This is a genomic window from Gordonia liuliyuniae (genome assembly GCF_021738805.1).
Lineage (GTDB): Bacteria > Actinomycetota > Actinomycetes > Mycobacteriales > Mycobacteriaceae > Gordonia > Gordonia liuliyuniae.
On sequence record NZ_JAKKOR010000001.1, the window covers coordinates 118,427 to 131,197 of the forward strand.

19 protein-coding genes are annotated in these 12,771 nt (G+C 65.3%); 16 read left to right on the forward strand and 3 right to left on the reverse strand.

The genetic code is table 11. From position 1 onward, the window contains the following. Nucleotides 1-6: 6 nt before the first annotated feature. The 3 genes from L5G33_RS00540 to L5G33_RS00550 all read right to left on the reverse strand — a co-directional run bounded on the left by L5G33_RS00540 (nt 7) and on the right by L5G33_RS00550 (nt 2,172). Entirely contained in the window at nt 7-753 is a 747-nt protein-coding gene (locus L5G33_RS00540; RefSeq protein ID WP_236996192.1) for a DsbA family protein, read from the reverse strand. A 159-nt stretch (nt 754-912) separates the two neighbouring features. Then, complete coding sequence (locus L5G33_RS00545; RefSeq protein WP_236996193.1) at nt 913-1,671, reverse strand: DsbA family protein; 759 nt, start codon at nt 1,669-1,671, stop codon at nt 913-915. 9 nt (nt 1,672-1,680) lie between these two features. Further along, nucleotides 1,681-2,172: a hotdog fold domain-containing protein gene (locus L5G33_RS00550; protein ID WP_236996194.1), complete on the reverse strand. Its 492-nt coding sequence runs from the start codon at nt 2,170-2,172 to the stop codon at nt 1,681-1,683. A gap of 129 nt (nt 2,173-2,301) precedes the next feature. Here L5G33_RS00550 and L5G33_RS00555 point away from each other — a divergent pair, with 129 nt between their 5' ends. The 16 genes from L5G33_RS00555 (at nt 2,302) to L5G33_RS00630 (ending at nt 12,622) form a co-directional block, all read left to right on the forward strand. Beyond that, nucleotides 2,302-2,520 (forward strand): hypothetical protein, encoded by a 219-nt coding sequence (locus tag L5G33_RS00555; protein ID WP_236996195.1) that lies wholly within the window; start codon nt 2,302-2,304, stop codon nt 2,518-2,520. A 545-nt stretch (nt 2,521-3,065) separates the two neighbouring features. Then, nucleotides 3,066-3,371 (forward strand): 30S ribosomal protein S10, encoded by a 306-nt coding sequence (rpsJ, locus tag L5G33_RS00560; protein ID WP_003938093.1) that lies wholly within the window; start codon nt 3,066-3,068, stop codon nt 3,369-3,371. 16 nt (nt 3,372-3,387) lie between these two features. After that, nucleotides 3,388-4,044, forward strand: a complete 657-nt coding sequence (gene rplC / locus L5G33_RS00565) for a 50S ribosomal protein L3 (protein ID WP_236996196.1) — start codon at nt 3,388-3,390, stop codon at nt 4,042-4,044. After that, complete coding sequence (rplD, locus tag L5G33_RS00570) at nt 4,041-4,697, forward strand: 50S ribosomal protein L4 (protein ID WP_236996197.1); 657 nt, start codon at nt 4,041-4,043, stop codon at nt 4,695-4,697. The genes rplC and rplD overlap by 4 nt, the downstream gene beginning before the upstream one ends. Before the next feature lie 2 nt (nt 4,698-4,699). Then, nucleotides 4,700-5,005, forward strand: coding sequence for a 50S ribosomal protein L23 (rplW, locus tag L5G33_RS00575; protein ID WP_236996198.1), 306 nt, complete (start codon nt 4,700-4,702; stop codon nt 5,003-5,005). Between the two features lie 31 nt (nt 5,006-5,036). Then, nucleotides 5,037-5,873, forward strand: a complete 837-nt coding sequence (gene rplB, locus L5G33_RS00580) for a 50S ribosomal protein L2 (RefSeq protein ID WP_236996199.1) — start codon at nt 5,037-5,039, stop codon at nt 5,871-5,873. A 16-nt stretch (nt 5,874-5,889) separates the two neighbouring features. Further along, nucleotides 5,890-6,171, forward strand: a complete 282-nt coding sequence (gene rpsS, locus L5G33_RS00585; RefSeq protein WP_236996200.1) for a 30S ribosomal protein S19 — start codon at nt 5,890-5,892, stop codon at nt 6,169-6,171. 3 nt (nt 6,172-6,174) lie between these two features. Further along, nucleotides 6,175-6,585 carry a 50S ribosomal protein L22 gene (gene rplV / locus L5G33_RS00590; RefSeq protein ID WP_236996201.1) on the forward strand — a complete coding sequence of 137 codons (411 nt, stop codon included), beginning with the start codon at nt 6,175-6,177 and terminating at the stop codon, nt 6,583-6,585. Between the two features lie 3 nt (nt 6,586-6,588). Then, entirely contained in the window at nt 6,589-7,401 is an 813-nt protein-coding gene (rpsC, locus tag L5G33_RS00595) for a 30S ribosomal protein S3 (RefSeq protein WP_236996202.1), read from the forward strand. Nucleotides 7,402-7,404: 3 nt separating this feature from the next. Next, the gene (rplP, locus tag L5G33_RS00600; RefSeq protein ID WP_008376013.1) at nt 7,405-7,821 is read left to right on the forward strand and encodes a 50S ribosomal protein L16; all 417 of its coding nucleotides are present in this window, start codon (nt 7,405-7,407) and stop codon (nt 7,819-7,821) included. Further along, nucleotides 7,821-8,054: a 50S ribosomal protein L29 gene (gene rpmC / locus L5G33_RS00605; RefSeq protein ID WP_161893840.1), complete on the forward strand. Its 234-nt coding sequence runs from the start codon at nt 7,821-7,823 to the stop codon at nt 8,052-8,054. Before rplP ends, rpmC begins: the two co-directional genes overlap by 1 nt. Further along, nucleotides 8,051-8,332, forward strand: coding sequence for a 30S ribosomal protein S17 (gene rpsQ, locus L5G33_RS00610; RefSeq protein ID WP_236996203.1), 282 nt, complete (start codon nt 8,051-8,053; stop codon nt 8,330-8,332). Before rpmC ends, rpsQ begins: the two co-directional genes overlap by 4 nt. Nucleotides 8,333-8,487: 155 nt before the next feature. After that, nucleotides 8,488-9,399, forward strand: a complete 912-nt coding sequence (locus L5G33_RS00615; protein ID WP_236996204.1) for a glycosyltransferase family 2 protein — start codon at nt 8,488-8,490, stop codon at nt 9,397-9,399. 144 nt (nt 9,400-9,543) lie between these two features. After that, nucleotides 9,544-10,974, forward strand: coding sequence for an ATP-binding cassette domain-containing protein (locus L5G33_RS00620; protein ID WP_236996205.1), 1,431 nt, complete (start codon nt 9,544-9,546; stop codon nt 10,972-10,974). Next, complete coding sequence (locus tag L5G33_RS00625; protein WP_236996206.1) at nt 10,971-11,804, forward strand: ABC transporter permease; 834 nt, start codon at nt 10,971-10,973, stop codon at nt 11,802-11,804. The genes L5G33_RS00620 and L5G33_RS00625 overlap by 4 nt, the downstream gene beginning before the upstream one ends. Next, a complete protein-coding gene (locus tag L5G33_RS00630; protein WP_236996207.1) occupies nt 11,801-12,622 on the forward strand; it encodes an ABC transporter permease in 822 nt (273 codons plus the stop codon). Before L5G33_RS00625 ends, L5G33_RS00630 begins: the two co-directional genes overlap by 4 nt. Nucleotides 12,623-12,771 lie beyond the last annotated feature (149 nt).

Genomic DNA, 12,771 nt, shown 5'->3' on the forward strand with positions numbered 1-12,771 from the left:
CGTCGGCTACTTCGCGGCGCCGTTGACGGCGTCCGTGAGCTGCTGGGTCGACATGTTCATCGCGTCGATGGTCTCGCCGTTGAGGCGGACCCACGGAGTGCCCTGGAAGCCGGAGTCCTGCATGGTGCTGGAGCTCTGGTCGGACAGCCAGTCGCCGAACTGGTCGTCCTTGATGCATTGGGAGACGCCGGCCGCGCCCGCTTCCTCGGCGAACTTACGCAGCTGGTCATCGCTCGGGCCGGGGCCGCCCTCCTGCTGCTGGTTCGCGAAGAGGAGGTTGTGGAACTTGAGCCAGACCGACATGTCGCCGGTCTTGCCGGTCGCTTCGGCGACGCACATCGACGCGTTGGACGTGTTCGCCGAGAACTCGGTCTGGCCGCCGCGATCGAGGAAGATGATCGGCTTGTAGTCGACCGCGACGTTCGGGTTCTTCGCGAGCTCCTGGAGCGTCGCGCCGTGCCTGGTCTCGAACGCCTGGCAGGCGGGGCACTGGAAGTCTTCGACGAGCGACACCACGGCCTTGGGCTCGGTGCCCTTTGGCGCGGCCGACACCCGGATGAAGCCGTCCTCGGTGACGACGGTCGGGGTGGCGGAGGCGCCGGTGCTCGAGTCTTCGCTGTTGCTGTTCACCGCCCAGATCGCTATGCCCGCGGCTACCGCGATCAGCACCACGGCCGCACCGATCTTGAATATGAGGGAGCGGCGGCGCTCTGCCTGTCGCGGGTCGACGACGGTTCGACGATTCTGGGTCACAGTTCATCCTTCGCAGGTGGTGCCGCGCCCGGCTCGACGACCGTTAGGTGCGCGACGAAGCGTACTCGGGTGCAAGAGTACTGGTTTCACCCTGAGAGATGTATGACAGACACCTCTGAGCATCCAGCCTGTCCGGGTCGTCCGACCCCGGTCGGTCGATCAGCGTCGAGCGGCGTCGACCGCGGCTTTCAGCTCCGACGCCGATCGTGCCGTGACCTTCTCGCCGTTCACCAGGACGGTCGGAGTGCCTTCGAAATCGGAGCCGTTGGTCACGGCGTCGGTCGTGGCGGCCACGGCGTCGCTGTACTGGCCGCTGGTGATGCAATCGGCGACGTCGGGCACATCGGACTCGGCGGCGATGGCGATGATCTCGTCGTCGCCGAGGCCCGGGCCGCCCTCGTCGGGCTGCCGTCCGAACATCGTGTGCTGGAATCCCCGCCACCGCGCCTGACTCGTGGCCGATCCGTCGCCCGCATGCCACACGCAGTACGACGCGTTGGCTGCGCGCGACGAGTAGCGGTCGGGGGAGACGCGGTCCAGGAAGGAGATGATCTGGTAGTCGATCGCGATCTCCGGGTCGGCCGCGTAACCGTCGAGGGTCGTTCCGGTCAGGCTCTCGAACTGTTGGCACGCCGGGCAGGCGAGGTCTTCGATGATGGTGACCACGACTTTCGGCTGACCGGCCGCGGCGGTGACGCGGAACGCCCCGCCTGCCATCACGGGCGCTCCGGTGGACGGTGTGCTCGACGCTGAGGTGTCGGCGGAGGTGTCGGCGGACGGGGTCGAACCGTCGGACACCGGCGTGCCGTCTGTTCCGCAGGCTCCGACGAGGAGGGCTCCGGCGGCGACGATGCAGCCGAACGCGGCCGCGCGGACCGTTCGCGAGGGGACGAGACGGTGACGGCCGAGTGCATTCATGCGCTCATCCTAAGCGGGCGTCACCCAGGTCGTGATGTCGCAGTGGACCACTTCGGTGCTTTCGCGGTCGAGGATGCGGATGGACACGACGACGTCGGTGCCCTCGGTGATCGCGTCGAAGTCGACCGGTTCGGCGAGTTCGGCGTGCGCGGTGAGCCGGGTGTTGGCCTTTGTCAGGTACTGCGTGTTCATCCCCTTCGGGATCCACCGGTGCGTCGTCGGCACGGTGGCCTCCATCAGCATGCCCATCGCGGTTTCCGCGAGGTTGCACGCCGCGATCGCGTGGAAGGTGCCGATGTGATTGTGTACGCCGAACCACTTGGGGGCGGTCACCCGGCAGTATCCGGGCTCCATCTCTTCGACGAACGGCAGGATGGTGCCGAAGTAGGGGACTCGCGCGACCATGCCGAGCGAGAACAGCGCGTCGCCGATCTTGTTCTGCGGCAGCCTGCGACGGAGCGCGTACGTCGGACTCTTACTGTTACCGGAAGTGTCACTCATGGCTCGATGGTAACCGTCCCACGGCGTCACCTGCGCTCGCGCAGTCTCAATCTGTCCTAGCAGCCTGGGCCGAGGCGGCGAGGAGAGATTGAGGGGGCGGGGAGGTAGGTGAGGATGCGGTGACGCTTTGTGGGTAACGCATTCGCGTTGTGGAGGCACCTGTTCGACGATGAAGGCGTCATCGGGACTGTCATCGAAGGGGATGTCATGGCGGGCGCACGATTGTTGCCGGTGGACCGGTTCGGCTTGATTCGACGCGCGACGGCGCTCGACGCGGACTGGACGGACGCGATGCTCTCGGCGGCGGCGGTGCGGGCGGGCGACTTGCTGCGGCCCGCGCCCAGATGATCGAAGCCAAGCTCGCATCGCCGACGCTGCAGTGTGAGCGCCGAATCGCCGGCGAAACCTACCGGTTCGACTTCGATTGGCGGTGCCGGCTCGTCGGTGAGTTCGACGGACTGCACAAATACGGTCGGCTGCGCAGACGTGGCGAGACCGTCGCCGACGCCGTGCTACGGCAGCGAGACGAAGGTCACCGCAGCGGACCTCGTGAAACGATTTGAGATCACCGACCAGGTGCTGCATACTGTTCAGGTTGCCTCCAGTTCGGAGGCTCACAACTTCTAGGGCCGCAACCGCGGGCCAGGTGTGTAACGCGTGCGATTTGCTGATCGACACGGACACGACACGCCCGACCGCGGGGTACCGGAGGCGAGTCGGCGAGAGCCGGCAGCCGGACGAGAGTTCGGCACCGTACAACGACAGAAGAACAGCGTCGATCGCCCGATCTCACGGGGTTGGTCATGTGGCTCAGTTGCCGCCCGTGCATGCGCGGGTGTGGGTTCACGCGGTGTTCTGCTGTCGAGAGACAATCAGACGGAAGAGGACACAGCGTGGCGGGACAGAAGATCCGCATCAGGCTCAAGGCCTACGACCACGAAGCGATCGACGCTTCGGCGCGCAAGATCGTGGAGACCGTGACCCGCACGGGTGCACGTGTGGTCGGCCCGGTGCCGTTGCCCACCGAAAAGAACGTGTACTGCGTCATCCGTTCGCCACATAAGTACAAGGACAGCCGCGAACACTTCGAGATGCGCACTCACAAACGACTCATCGACATCCTCGACCCGACGCCCAAGACGGTCGATGCCCTTATGCGCATCGACCTGCCTGCCAGCGTCGACGTCAACATTCAGTGACGGAGGATCGGATTAAATGAGCAAGCAGAATGCAACCAAGGGCATCCTGGGCACCAAGCTCGGCATGACCCAGGTCTTCGACGAGAACAACCGGGTCGTCCCGGTGACCGTCATCGCGACCGGCTCCAACGTCGTCACCCAGCTCCGCACTGCGGAGCGTGACGGCTACACGGCAGTCCAGCTCGCCTACGGCGCCATCGACCCCCGCAAGGTGAACAAGCCGGTCGCTGGCCAGTTCGCCAAGGCCGGAGTGACCCCGCGCCGCCACCTCACCGAGCTTCGTGTCAACGACATCTCGGAGTTCGAGGTCGGCCAGGAACTCGGAGCCGATCTGTTCACCGACGGTGTCAAGGTCGACGTGACCGGCACCTCCAAGGGCAAGGGCTTCGCCGGCGTCATGAAGCGTCACGGCTTCGCCGGTCTGGGCGCGAGCCACGGTACGCACCGCGTCCACCGTTCGCCGGGCTCCATCGGCGGCTGTGCGACTCCGGGCCGCGTGTTCAAGGGCATGCGCATGGCAGGCCGTATGGGTAACGACAAGGTGACCACGCAGAACCTGACGGTTCACAAGGTCGACGCCGACGCCGGTCTCCTGTTGATCAAGGGCGCGATCCCCGGCCGCAAGGGCGGCGTCGTGGTGGTCCGCGAGGCAGTGAAGGGTGGCAACAAGTGAGCACCGAAACCGCAACCAAGCTGACGCTCGACGTCCGCGCGGCCGACGGCTCCGTCAACGGAACCGTCGACCTGCCGGCTGAGCTTTTCGACAAGACCGCGAACATCGCGCTGATGCACCAGGTCGTCGTCGCCCAGCAGGCCGCAGGCCGTCAGGGCACGCACTCGACCAAGACGCGCGGACTGGTCGCCGGCGGCGGCGCCAAGCCGTACCGCCAGAAGGGCACCGGTCGCGCCCGTCAGGGTTCGACCCGCGCACCGCAGTTCGTCGGCGGCGGCACCGTTCACGGTCCGCAGCCGCGTGACTACTCGCAGAAGGTCAACAAGAAGATGAAGGTCGCCGCTCTTCGTGGCGCCCTGTCGGACCGTGCTCGCAGCGAGCGCATCCACGTCGTGACCGAGCTCGTCGCGGGCCAGACCCCGTCGACCAAGGCCGCCCGCAAGTTCCTGGAACTGCTGAGCGACCGTCGCAAGTTCCTGGTCGTCCTCACCCGTGAAGACGAGGCCGGCTGGAAGAGCATCGCGAACCTGCCGGGCGTGCTGGGCATCACCGCTGATCAGCTCAACACGTACGACATCCTCGATTCCGATGAGGTCGTGTTCAGCGTCGAGACCCTGAACGTCTTCATCGAGCTGAACAAGAAGGAGGCCTAGGAATGGCTACGCACGCAGATCCGCGTGACATCATCCTGGCGCCGGTGATCTCGGAGAAGGCCTACGGGCTGATCGAAGACAACGTGTACACCTTCCTGGTGCACCCGGATTCGAACAAGACCCAGATCAAGATCGCGATCGAGGCGATCTTCGACGTCAAGGTCTCCAGCGTCAACACCGCGAACCGTCAGGGCAAGCGCAAGCGCACCCGCTTCGGTTACGGCAAGCGCAAGAACACCAAGCGCGCCATCGTGACGCTGTCCGCTGACAGCAAGCCCATCGAGATCTTCGGGGGAGCGGTCAGCTGACCGCCCGCGAGAAGGATAGGGACTAACACTCATGGCAATTCGTAAGTACAAGCCGACGACCCCGGGTCGCCGCGGCTCGAGCGGTGCCGACTTCTCCGAGGTCACTCGTTCGCACCCCGAGAAGTCGCTGGTCCGCCCGCTGTCTTCCAGCGGTGGCCGCAACGCCCACGGTCGCATCACCACTCGTCACAAGGGTGGCGGCCACAAGCGTGCCTACCGTCTGATCGACTTCCGTCGTAACGACAAGGACGGCATCAACGCCAAGGTCGCTCACATCGAGTACGACCCGAACCGTACGGCTCGGATCGCACTGCTCCACTTCGTCGACGGCGAGAAGCGCTACATCATCGCGCCGAAGAACCTGAAGCAGGGCGACATCGTCGAGTCGGGTCCGAACGCCGACATCAAGCCGGGCAACAACCTGCCGCTGCGCAACATCCCGACCGGTACCCAGATCCACAACGTGGAACTGCGTCCGGGCGGTGGCGCCAAGATGGCACGCTCGGCCGGTGCGTCGATCCAGCTCCTCGGCAAGGAAGGCCCCTACGCCACGCTGCGTATGCCGTCCGGTGAGATCCGTCGCGTCGACGTGCGCTGCCGCGCAACCGTCGGCGAGGTCGGCAACGCCGAGCAGAGCAACATCAACTGGGGCAAGGCCGGCCGCATGCGTTGGAAGGGCAAGCGCCCGACCGTCCGCGGTGTCGTCATGAACCCGGTCGACCACCCGCACGGTGGCGGCGAGGGCAAGACCTCCGGTGGTCGCCACCCGGTCAGCCCGTGGGGTCAGCCGGAAGGCCGCACCCGCAAGAACAAGCCCAGCGACAAGCTGATCGTCCGCCGCCGTCGTACCGGCAAGAACAAGCGATAATAGGAGGAGGTAAAAAATGCCACGCAGCCTGAAGAAGGGCCCGTTCGTCGACGACCACCTCCTGAAGAAGGTGGACGTTCAGAACGAGAAGGGCACCAAGCAGGTCATCAAGACCTGGTCGCGCCGCTCGACCATCACGCCTGACTTCATCGGTCACACGTTCGCCGTCCACGACGGTCGCAAGCACGTGCCGGTGTTCGTGTCGGATTCCATGGTGGGGCACAAGCTCGGCGAGTTCGCACCCACCCGAACCTTCAAGGGTCACATCAAGGATGACCGGAAAGCGAAGCGCCGGTAAACCATGACTACTGAAACTGACAACGCAGTGCAGACCGCACGGGCGACCGCGAAGTTCGTTCGCGTCACCCCGATGAAGGCTCGCCGCGTCCTCGACCTGGTCCGCGGCAAGAACGTGGACGAGGCCCTGGACATTCTGCGGTTCGCCCCGCAGTCGGCCAGCGAGCCCGTATACAAGGTGCTCGCCAGCGCGATCGCCAACGCAGAGAACAACCAGGGTCAGGATCGTCGCACCCTGGTCATCTCGGAGGCTTACGCCGACGAGGGGCCGACCTTGAAGCGCTTCCAGCCGCGCGCCCAGGGCCGTGCGTTCCGCATCCGCAAGCGCACCAGCCACATCACCGTGGTCGTTGCAGCTGCAGCGGAGAACGGCGGACGTGCTCGTTCGCGCCAGCAGAAGAAGAAGGGAGCCTGAACCGTGGGCCAGAAGATCAACCCGCATGGCTTCCGCCTCGGTATCACCACCGACTGGAGCTCGCGTTGGTACGCCGACAAGCAGTACGCGGAGTACGTCAAGGAAGACGTCGCCATCCGCAAACTGCTGAGCACCGGCCTCGAGCGCGCAGGCATCTCCAAGGTGGAGATCGAGCGCACCCGTGACCGTGTTCGCGTCGACATCCACACCGCTCGTCCGGGCATCGTCATCGGCCGCCGCGGCGCCGAAGCCGATCGCATCCGCGGCGACCTGGAGAAGCTCACCGGCAAGCAGGTTCAGCTGAACATCCTCGAGGTCAAGAACCCCGAGGCCGACGCCCAGCTCGTTGCTCAGGGCGTCGCCGAGCAGCTGTCCAACCGTGTGGCGTTCCGCCGCGCGATGCGTAAGGCCATCCAGTCGGCCATGCGCCAGCCGGGCGTCAAGGGCATCCGTGTCCAGTGCTCGGGCCGTCTCGGCGGAGCTGAGATGAGCCGCAAGGAGTTCTACCGCGAAGGTCGCGTCCCGCTGCATACGCTGCGTGCCGACATCGATTACGGACTCTACGAGGCCAAGACGACCTTCGGCCGGATCGGCGTGAAGGTCTGGATCTACAAGGGTGACGTCGTCGGTGGTCGTCGCGAGCTGGCTGCGGCCGCTCCGGCAGAAGACCGTCGTCCGCGTCGTCCCAGCCGTCCGCGTCGCAGCGGTGCCTCGGGCACCACCGCGACCGGAACCGACGCGGGCCGCAGCGCGGCTGCCGAGGGTGCGGCTGCAGAGGCGTCTGCGCCTGCGCAGGCAGAGAAGCAGGAGGGCTAGCCCATGTTGATCCCTCGTCGGGTCAAGCACCGCAAGCAGCACCACCCCAGCCTGAAGGGTCAGGCGTCGGGCGGAACCAAGGTCACCTTCGGCGACTACGGTATCCAGGCCCTGGAGGGTGCTTACATCACCAACCGTCAGATCGAGTCCGCTCGTATCGCGATCAACCGCCACATCAAGCGTGGCGGCAAGGTCTGGATCAACATCTTCCCGGACCGGCCGATCACGAAGAAGCCTGCCGAGACCCGCATGGGTTCCGGTAAGGGTTCGCCCGAGTGGTGGGTGGCCCCGGTGAAGCCGGGCCGCGTGCTGTTCGAGATGACCTACCCCAATGAGGAGACCGCTCGCGAGGCCCTGCGTCGCGCACAGCACAAGCTCCCCATGAAGACCCGGATCGTGACCAGAGAGGAGCAGTTCTGATGGCACTCGGAATCGCTGCGTCTGAGCTCCGCGAGCTCAGTGACACCGATCTGGTCGACCGCCTCAAGGAGTCGAAGGAAGAGTTGTTCAACCTTCGCTTCCAGATGGCAACCGGCCAGCTCGACAACAACCGTCGCCTGCGCACCGTGCGTCGTGAGATCGCTCGCGTCTACACCGTTATGCGTGAGCGCGAGCTGGGCCTGGCGTCCGGACCGGAAGGTGAAGACGCATGAGTGAGGACCAGAACGTGAACGTCGAAGAGCGCAACCGCCGCAAGGAGCGGATCGGTTACGTCGTCAGTGACAAGATGACCAAGACCGTCACGGTCGAGCTGGAAGATCGTAAGAGCCACCCGCTCTACGGCAAGATCATCCGCACGACCAGCAAGGTCAAGGCGCACGATGAGAACGAGACCGCCGGCGTCGGCGACCGCGTTCGCATCATGGAGACCCGACCGATGTCGGCCACCAAGCGCTGGCGCCTGGTCGAGGTGCTCGAGAAGGCCAAGTAGGCTTCTCGTCGCCTGACGGTGAACCACATAGAAAGCCCCTCCCGGGATTCCGGGAGGGGCGTTCTTGTTTTGTGGGTAGGGAAGTGCGTCCCCTGAACGGATGACATAGTCGTTAGAGTGAGCTGAAGCGCCCGCCGTCGATGACGAGGAGTGGAATGACGACTCTGTCCGTGGTCATACCCGCATTCAACGAGGAAGACGCCATCGGCAGGTGTCTGGACCACCTGCTGAACCAGACGAGACCGGTGGATGAGATCGTCGTCGTCGACAACGCGTCGACCGATGGCACCGCCGAGATCGTGGTCGAGTACATCCGGCGATACTCGACCGACAGTGAACGTCGGATCCGTCTGCTCCCCGAACCCACACCGGGCGTTGTGGAAGCAGTGTCTGCAGGCATGTCGGCAGCCACAGGCGACGTGGTGGCCCGCATCGATGCAGACAGCCAGGCCGACCCCGCCTGGGCCGAACACGTGCTGGGCTTCTTCGACGACCCCGCTAACCGCGAGTACGGCGCGATGACCGGTCTCGTCATGCTCTCGGACGGTCCGGCCCGCGAGAGGCTGCTGAAGATGCAGACCAGAGCTGCTGAGAAGTTCGCAGGCGGAAAGGACATCGATTCGCTCGCAGGCGCGAACATGGCACTGCGCCGTGAATGCTGGAGCCTCGTCGAATCCAAACTGACCCGAGCGCACGACGTGTGGGACGACTTGGACCTGTCGTTGGCGCTCGTCGAACAGGGAGTGCGGTGCCGCCTTGTCCCCGGGGCGGTGGTCGATACGTCGGGACGACAGCTCCGGTTCTCGCCGATTCGAAACCGGCACTACCTCACCGGCGGTGTCCGGACTGCCAAAGCGAGGGGAGACCGTCGGCTGTTACGCCGGATGAGGGCAGACCTGCCGTTCCGGTTCGCGATGGCGACGGTGCTCTGGCTCATCATGCGCCCGTGGGACGACGCAGAGGGCACGTGGCGTCCGTACCGTTTGCTCCGGCCGCTGGAGCGGGAGCGCGCACTGATCACGGACGGTCGAGACGGTCACGGCTCTGTCTCGCCGAAGAGATTGTGAAACGCTGCCGCGGCACCGGACGATACTCTCTTTCGGGCGATGTAATGGAATTGTTCGAGGAAGGCATGCATGGAGCACGGTACGGATCCGCATGAGCACATCCGTCCGCGTCGGCAGCCTCCCCGCGACGCTTTGGCGGACACGATGCCTTGGGTCCCGGAGGACGATCCGGTTCTCAAAGAGCTGCGCGCCTGGCGGGACGAGCTAGGCGGGACCCCGGCCGACGCCCAGGGCATGGCCGCAGTCGACGCCCGGGGCGTCGCCGCAGTCGATACCTCGTCGCCTCGCACTGCTGCGGAACCAGACGATGCGACGGCACGCGATGCGCCGACCCAGATTGAACGCGCAGTCGGGCCGTCAGCGCCCGTGCTGCGCCGCCGGAAGCGCGAACTACCCCAGTCGACCGAGCCTCGCGTGGACCGTGCTCGGCCGCGCGCGCCGAGGCACGCGTCCTGGGATGTGATGACCACGGCGTCGCCGGAGCCGCTGCGGTCCCCGGAAGACGTCGAGAACGCCGCCGCTGAGACGATCACCTTTCCGTCGTTGACCCCGGTGAACGCGCCGGATGGGCCTCCCGCCGAAGCTGCGATCACCGTGTCGCATCTGCGGAAGACCTTCGGCGACTTCACCGCGGTCGACGACGTGTCGTTCGTCGTTCCGAAAGGCACGATCGTCGCGCTCCTCGGCCCGAACGGTGCAGGCAAGACCACCACAGTGAACATGCTGTGCACGTTGCTCGCCCCCGACGGCGGCGAAGCCGTAGTCGCCGGACACGACATCGTCGAGGCCGCGTCGGCCGTGCGCGGTGACATCATGCTGACCGGACAGTTCGCCGCGCTCGACGAAGCGCTGACCGGGCGCGAGAACCTCATTCTGTTCGGGCGACTGCTCGGTCTGCCGAAGAAGCGGGCCGCCGTGCGCGCCGACGAACTGCTCGCCGAGTTCGGTCTCACTGAGGCTGCGGGTCGCCGCGTCGGCAAGTACTCCGGCGGCATGCGCCGCCGCATCGACATCGCGTGCGGTCTCGTCACCCGGCCCGAGGTCGTGTTCCTCGACGAGCCGACGACCGGCCTCGACCCTCGGAGCCGTCAGGACGTGTGGACGGTGGTCGAGCAACTGCGGGACTCGGGTGTGACGATCCTTCTCACCACTCAGTACCTGGAAGAAGCCGATCGGCTGTCCGACAACATCGTGGTCATCGACGGCGGGCGAGTGATCGCAGAAGGCACGTCTGACGAACTGAAGGCTGCGACCGGGGCGGCGTACTGCGAAGTGACGCCCGCCCACCCGGCGTACCTCCCTCGGCTGCGCGCGCGACTCGAAGACATGCTCGACGGCCAGGCATCGGACGGTTCGGCGGTGGACGACACCGCGTCGGACGAAGCCGGTGCGGTGTCGGTGCCCGCTCCGGACGGCCCGCAGACGCTCGCGGAAGTGATCCGTCGGACCGAGGCTGCCAAGATTCCACTGGCCGACATCGTGCTGCGTCGTCCGTCGTTGGACGAGGTCTTCCTGGCTCTGACCGACAAGACGACGGCCAACTCGCGGCTCGACGACGAGGACGACGCCGAGTGACGCAGCTCGTCGGAGGGCAGGAGGCCGGGGCTCAGACGATCCCGGGCGAGGTCGACGTGTCGAATGGCGTCCGTGCGATTCGCCAGTGGTGGACGCTGACCGCTCGCGGGCTGGTCAAGGTTCTCCGCAACGGGGAGTTCGCCTTCGCATTCATCGCCCCAGTCTTCCTGGCCGTGTGCTTTTACGTTCCGCTTCGGAAGATCATGGACACCGTTCCGGGGATGGATTACGGCACATTCCTCACACCGATCATCATTCTCTTGTCCATTAGTTTCGCGGCCACGTCCGCTGCGATGCGATCGGCATTCGATGTGAGCGACGGGATCAGTGCCAGATTCCGGATTCTGCCAATGCCGAGGAGTGTTCCGCCTCTTGCGCGCCTTGCGACGAATGCCGCACTCTTGATCATTTCGTTGATCTGTGCGGCGGTGGCCTGCCTGATAATCGGCTGGCGCCCGTCCGGTGGTGTCGGCGGCACCGTGTCGCTGTTCGCAATCGCGCTGGGCATCGGAATCCTGCTCGCGCTGCTGTCGGACGGTGCAGGTGGAGTCGCGAGCAGCCCGGAAGCCACGAGTCAGCTCCTCGGCCTGCCAATGATGATCCTCGGCCTGGTCTCGACCGGATTCTCGCCCGAAGAACGTTTCCCCGAGTGGATTCGCGGGTTCGCTCGCAACCAGCCTGTGTCGCAGTTCGTCGACGTGCTGCGGGTAGCGGATTCGCCGGAGTCGTTGACGTGGTCGGTGGCGGCGCCGACCGTCTGGTGGTGTGTCGGGATCGCCGTCGTCGCGGTTGCCTTGTTGACGGTCGGCGTTCGGGGGGCGCGGCGATGACGATGATTCGATCCGATGCGGTGCCTGCACGGCCGCGCGAGGTGTCGGTGCGCGCCTGGTTCGACGCATCGCGCGTACTCACCTGGCGACAACTGCTCGTGTATGTGCGGGACGTGCCGACAGTCCTGCAGTCGTTCATCGTGCCCGCCATCTCGATGGTGCTGGTCAAGGTGGTGCTCGGCGACGCGGTCGGGTCGGCGACCGGGCAGGACAGCCTGTACGGGACGGTCCCGTTGATGATCCTGATCGGAGCGATGGGCGGTTCGGTCGTGTCTGCGGTCCGCCTGAACAAGGAACGGTCGACGGGTCTGCTCGCGCGACTGTACGTGCTGCCGATCAACCGCGCCGCCGACCTCACGTCCCGGGTGGTCGCCGAGATCATCCGCATCCTTGTGCTGACTCTGGAACTGCTGCTTGTCGGCTATGTGATGGGCTTCCGGTTCGAGCAGGGTCTACTCGGGGCGCTCGGTCTCCTCGCGATACCCTTGGTGTTCGGCGGTGCGTACGCAGTCTTCGTGCTGGCGATCGCGGTGAATTCACCGCCCGGCGCTCCGCTCGTCCAATACCTCGGACTTTTGACGAATCTCCTGATGTTCTTCAACTCGGGGTTCTCGCCGATCGACGCCTATCCCGGATGGCTGCAGCCGATAGTCGCCAACCAGCCCATGACGCCGGCAATCGAGTTGATGCGAGGATTTGCAGTCGGGGGGCCAGTGCTGGAGGCTTTTATCAAAGTCATGATATGGACCGTAGTTTTCGTGGGGTGCAGTGTATACCCCGCTTTGCGTGGATATCGCAGGGCCGCGACAACTAGATGATTCCAGACGAAAGGTGCGGTGCCGGGTAATACTCTGAACTTGCGACTGCATGTGCCCGCCGCCCCTTCGGTTACAGATATGTACGTCGTGTAACGCGATGTACTAGACGCCGATGTGCGGTGCATGAGTGAGGAGAAGCGCGGACGAAT

Coding starts and splice junctions, on each gene's coding strand:
- L5G33_RS00545 (WP_236996193.1), bottom strand. CDS start 1,671: ATGAATGCACTCGGCCGTCACCGTCTCGTCCCCTCGCGAACGGTCCGC.
- L5G33_RS00550 (WP_236996194.1), bottom strand. CDS start 2,172: ATGAGTGACACTTCCGGTAACAGTAAGAGTCCGACGTACGCGCTCCGT.
- rplC (WP_236996196.1), top strand. CDS start 3,388: ATGAGCAAGCAGAATGCAACCAAGGGCATCCTGGGCACCAAGCTCGGC.
- rplW (WP_236996198.1), top strand. CDS start 4,700: ATGGCTACGCACGCAGATCCGCGTGACATCATCCTGGCGCCGGTGATC.
- rplB (WP_236996199.1), top strand. CDS start 5,037: ATGGCAATTCGTAAGTACAAGCCGACGACCCCGGGTCGCCGCGGCTCG.
- rpsS (WP_236996200.1), top strand. CDS start 5,890: ATGCCACGCAGCCTGAAGAAGGGCCCGTTCGTCGACGACCACCTCCTG.
- rplV (WP_236996201.1), top strand. CDS start 6,175: ATGACTACTGAAACTGACAACGCAGTGCAGACCGCACGGGCGACCGCG.
- rplP (WP_008376013.1), top strand. CDS start 7,405: ATGTTGATCCCTCGTCGGGTCAAGCACCGCAAGCAGCACCACCCCAGC.
- rpmC (WP_161893840.1), top strand. CDS start 7,821: ATGGCACTCGGAATCGCTGCGTCTGAGCTCCGCGAGCTCAGTGACACC.
- rpsQ (WP_236996203.1), top strand. CDS start 8,051: ATGAGTGAGGACCAGAACGTGAACGTCGAAGAGCGCAACCGCCGCAAG.
- L5G33_RS00615 (WP_236996204.1), top strand. CDS start 8,488: ATGACGACTCTGTCCGTGGTCATACCCGCATTCAACGAGGAAGACGCC.
- L5G33_RS00620 (WP_236996205.1), top strand. CDS start 9,544: ATGCCTTGGGTCCCGGAGGACGATCCGGTTCTCAAAGAGCTGCGCGCC.
- L5G33_RS00630 (WP_236996207.1), top strand. CDS start 11,801: ATGACGATGATTCGATCCGATGCGGTGCCTGCACGGCCGCGCGAGGTG.